The organism is Vibrio rotiferianus CAIM 577 = LMG 21460 (assembly GCF_002741985.1).
GTDB lineage: Bacteria > Pseudomonadota > Gammaproteobacteria > Enterobacterales > Vibrionaceae > Vibrio > Vibrio rotiferianus.
The window spans coordinates 1-4,124 of record NZ_APHW01000086.1 but is presented as its reverse complement, the minus strand read 5'-3'; the positions used below and the strand labels follow the sequence as shown (position 1 = coordinate 4,124).

At 42.0% G+C, this 4,124-nt stretch carries 6 protein-coding genes; all 6 read left to right on the top strand.

Annotated elements, in window-relative coordinates; all coding sequences use genetic code 11:
- On the top strand, window positions 1–531 hold a 531-nt coding region (locus B853_RS16295; protein ID WP_128826946.1), incomplete at its 5' end, for an IS3 family transposase.
- A gap of 70 nt (window positions 532–601) precedes the next feature.
- A complete protein-coding gene (locus B853_RS16290; RefSeq protein WP_038887880.1) occupies window positions 602–1,327 on the top strand; it encodes a hypothetical protein in 726 nt (241 codons plus the stop codon).
- Window positions 1,328–1,431: 104 nt separating this feature from the next.
- Window positions 1,432–2,010, top strand: coding sequence for a hypothetical protein (locus B853_RS16285; protein WP_038887878.1), 579 nt, complete (start codon window positions 1,432–1,434; stop codon window positions 2,008–2,010).
- A 196-nt stretch (window positions 2,011–2,206) separates the two neighbouring features.
- Complete coding sequence (locus tag B853_RS16275) at window positions 2,207–2,464, top strand: type II toxin-antitoxin system Phd/YefM family antitoxin (protein ID WP_038887876.1); 258 nt, start codon at window positions 2,207–2,209, stop codon at window positions 2,462–2,464.
- Window positions 2,452–2,754, top strand: a complete 303-nt coding sequence (locus B853_RS16270; RefSeq protein ID WP_025796191.1) for a type II toxin-antitoxin system RelE/ParE family toxin — start codon at window positions 2,452–2,454, stop codon at window positions 2,752–2,754. The genes B853_RS16275 and B853_RS16270 overlap by 13 nt, the downstream gene beginning before the upstream one ends.
- A gap of 165 nt (window positions 2,755–2,919) precedes the next feature.
- Window positions 2,920–3,450 (top strand): HEPN domain-containing protein, encoded by a 531-nt coding sequence (locus B853_RS16265; protein ID WP_038887875.1) that lies wholly within the window; start codon window positions 2,920–2,922, stop codon window positions 3,448–3,450.
- Window positions 3,451–4,124: the final 674 nt, after the last annotated feature.

Here is a 4,124-nt window from a genome sequence, read left to right as displayed (position 1 = left end):
GCGATGACGAATGTTGCTGACAACTTACTGCGTAGAGACTTTGTATCTGAGACACCGAATCAGAAATGGGTCACGGACATCACGTATATCTGGGTGAAGAGCCGTTGGCTCTTCTTGGCGACAGTGATGGACCTGCATTCAAGGCGCATTGTGGGTTGGTCTCTAGGGACAACGATGACCGTCGAGCTCATCACCAATGCGCTAAAAATGGCGTTTGAGTCACGTAAGCCGCCTAAGGGCGTCATTATCCACTCGGACCGTGGTGTACAATACAGAGCATATAAATATCAAGACTTCATGCGCAAGCATGGAGGTGTACCGAGCATGAGTCGGCAGGGTAACTGTTGGGATAATGCGGTGATGGAGTCGTTCTACAGTCGACTGAAAGTCGAACTGATATACGCAGAAGACTATCAAACAGTCGAAGAAGCCCGAATGGGCATCTTCGAATACATCGAGGTATTTTACAATCGTAGAAGAAGACACTCAGCGTTGGGGTACATCAGCCCAGTTGAGTACGAAAGTATGTAGTTATGTACTGTCTACTTTTTGTGGGGGACACCAGGCTCAGTGTACTTGATGAAGTTAGAGGGTAATATTAATGAGTAGTAGAGTTCGATATAAACAGCTAATTTCCCAGATGAAATCATCATGGATTATCTCGAAGCGTTTACAGATTTTTGGGGCTATCCCATCCCCTTTGTATCGTGTTTTTTCTAAACTTGAATACGCTGAAGACTTTTGTAGAGGAAACGTTCGTTTTCAAACACTGGAGTACTACAAAGACACCGAAGATAAAACCCGAGTTGATATGGCAGAGGGGATAGCTGAGGCACAAGTACCAGGTGAAGCAATAGTTATTGATAAGAACGGTGGTGCTGCCGTAATAGATGGTATAGAAAGAGTTGTAGCACCTACATTTAATGACTCTCACTTTATCTATTGTATGTCGTTGCCTGTCAATGGTAAGCCGTCGGAAGAACTCAAAAAATTTGGTAAATATGTAGTAAAAGTAAAGGAACCCATAGTATTTCTGAATCGCATTGCTGAAGCTATTAAAGCTGATGAAAAGTTAGCGGAAAACCCACCTAGCTTTGAAGCTTCTAGAGTTGTGTATGACAAAGGTGAAATGCAACTGTCCAAGCCTAAACGGTCTAAGATAAACCGTTTAAGATGGATGCAAAAACCATCTTCCTACAAGGCAGAGCTAGAATATAGACTTCATTTTCAAACGTGTACACTGGAGCCAGTGAGTAGTGACTCTACATATATAGTCACGCTTTCTAAAGGGATTGGTGAATACGAAATATTTGAAGTGTCGCCATAACAAAGCATTTAAGAGTGATTCGCAACGCTTGGCAGTTTCGCTTCGCTCAAGTATAGCCAAGCGCTGCTCACACCTTAATGCGGCGTTATGTTTTTAAGGAAGCTATGACTAAAGTTTTGGATTTTATAAGAGAAAATATCAGGTTCTTATTCGCAGTATGCGCGAACTTGGTAGCACTTGTTGTCGCCATTATTTGGGCGGTTGATAGTAACTGGCAAACAGGTGCTCCTTTAGAAATGGAGCCAATCGTTACATCGATAGCTTTATTTGCAACGCTTCTCGGATTGAATTTTGTGAATGATAAACTTACCAAACCACATATCAAGGTTACATTATCCATGTCATATGCTGAACATCCAATACATGGACCGATGAATGGTATTAATATTAGGCTCGAAAATCACTCAGTGATTAAAACCTTTATTAAAAATTTTCAAGCTCAGTTACCAGAGTCGAAGCAAGTGTTACAGTTTATGTGGGATGGTTTTACCGAGGCTCGCATTTCAAATGTTACTTTAGAGCCTGGAGAGGCGTTTTCTTTTAATATTGTTAAGAAAAATTTTGGTGCTTCATCTCGAGTAGTCGAAAAATATGGGGACTTTGTCGTTACCACTGAAACAGGGTATCAGTTTGTGGTACCAGCTAAAATCTTTAAAGAGCATCTGGAAATCCTATTCAGTTAAAAACATAACAAACAATTTAAGAGTGATTCGGCACGCGTGGCATTTTTACTATGCGTCGGCTTTGGTGTTTAAGGTGGTCTGCAGCAACATCAGTATTGCGTGCCTCACACCTTAATTGGGCGTTAGCCGTCATGGAGCTTGCTATACTCAAAGTGATAGAATAGTATCACTTTAGTATTCCTTTGGAGCAGCTCTCATGAAAGTAGAAGTAGTTACATCACTTAAACGCCAAGCAACTAAGATCCTCGCCGATCTCCACGACACTAAAGAACCCGTGTTAATTACTGAGCATGGTAAGCCATCTGCGTATCTAGTTGATGTTGATGACTACGAATTTATGCAAAATCGTTTAGCTATTCTTGAGGGTATTGCACGAGGTGAGCGTGCACTAGCTGACGGTAAAGTGGTAAGTCATGATGAAGCCAAGGACAAAATGTCAAAATGGCTGAAGTAATCTGGACTGAACCAGCGTTATCTGACCTCAATGATATTGCTGAATACATCGCACTTGAAAATATCGTAGCTGCAAAGCAGTTAGTACAAACGATCTTCTCCAAAGTGGAACGCCTACAAACTTTCCCAGAGTCAGGTCGTATTCCACCCGAGCTAGAACATTTAAGTTATCGTGAAGTTGTCGTTAATCCATGTCGTGTTTTCTATAAACAAGACGGTGACAAAGTGTTTATTCTGTTTGTTATGCGTGCAGAGAGAGATTTGCGTAAGTTCCTGTTGAGTAAGCAGTAACCTTTGGGAATGAGCGGCTAACAAACTGTTCAAGAGGGATTCGCAACGCGTGGCATTTTTACTATGCGTCGGTTTAAGTGATTAAGGTGGTATGCGGTAGCTTCGGTATTGCGTTGCTCACCCCTTAACAGGGCGTTAGAATTATTATTAAGCTAGGAGTAAGTTTTGACAAAATCCGGAGAGTTGTTTGAGCGTTCAATACAAGATGCTGAAGAGATCTTAGAACGTTTTGACGAAGAAAAAAATGGTTCATCAGCCTACAATACGGAATCGCTGAAGCGAGCGGGGTTGGTGCTTACGCTCGCTGCTTGGGAAACCTACGTCAAAAATCGGTTTAATGAGGAAATTGAAGTTTGGCTATTCTCTGTAAAGGGAAGCCAGCTAGGGCATTTTGTTCAAAGAAAAGTAGACGAAGACTTGAAGCGCTTCTTCAATCCGAACACCGCAAAGACTAAGCAACTATTTAAAGCATATTTTGATATCGATGTTACGGAAAGTTGGAAGTGGGATAATTATTATCCATCGCAAGCAAAGAAAGTACTCGATCAGTTTGTATCTATGCGTGGTGATGCTGCACATCAAGCCAATACAAATCAACAGCAAGCTCACCTTGTAAAAAGAGAAGATCTGGCGAAAGCAATTCGCTTTATTAAAGGCTTAGTTAGAGCAATGGACGAAGTCAGTATTGCCAAATAATTCTAACAAAGCATTTAAGAGTGATTCGCAACGTTTGGCATTTTCGCTTCGCTCAAGTATAGCCAAGCGCTGCTCACACCTTAATGCGGCGTTATGTTTTAATGGAATTTCAATGGCTTAAATGCCTCTGAGTCGTTCTTTTCCCCTTTGGTTATTCGTTGGGAGTAGACTCAGCAAATCACTATTATCGCCCAGTTCTTAAACCACTCAGCCCGTAAAACATGCCAAGGTTCGCGGGTTGCTTCATTCTAGTTTTCGGGTGGTTTAGTCGTTTTGTTTCTCTGGTTTAAAGTCGCTTTGGGCGTATTTCCCAATTAGCTAATAACCTTGGCAGTTGCCTCGGCAAATATCCATTGTTCTGCGCTGCTTGTGCTAAGAAAGGGCGCTTGTTGAGCCTTGAGCGAGTTGCCTCATTAGCAGGGAAGTAGACTTACTCGTTTCTGGTTTGGCGCATCTGTCGGTCAAGTGAGTACGAGCTTGTGATTTGGTTCAGAAATTACGGTCAATTCTTCAGTTCTTTGCCAAGTAAATCAACGAATTGTGCTAAAACATAACAAAGCATTTAAGACGGATTCCCAACGCTTGGCGATTTCAGTTTAGGTCGGCTTCAGTGCTATATGTGGCAAGGTTTAGGTTAGGGTGGTCGCGTTGTTCACCACTTAATGCGGCGTTAT

Excerpts from the sequence above, each read along its gene's own strand:
- B853_RS16290 (WP_038887880.1), top strand. The coding sequence starts at position 602 with ATGAGTAGTAGAGTTCGATATAAACAGCTAATTTCCCAGATGAAATCA.
- B853_RS16285 (WP_038887878.1), top strand. The coding sequence starts at position 1,432 with ATGACTAAAGTTTTGGATTTTATAAGAGAAAATATCAGGTTCTTATTC.
- B853_RS16275 (WP_038887876.1), top strand. The coding sequence starts at position 2,207 with ATGAAAGTAGAAGTAGTTACATCACTTAAACGCCAAGCAACTAAGATC.
- B853_RS16270 (WP_025796191.1), top strand. The coding sequence starts at position 2,452 with ATGGCTGAAGTAATCTGGACTGAACCAGCGTTATCTGACCTCAATGAT.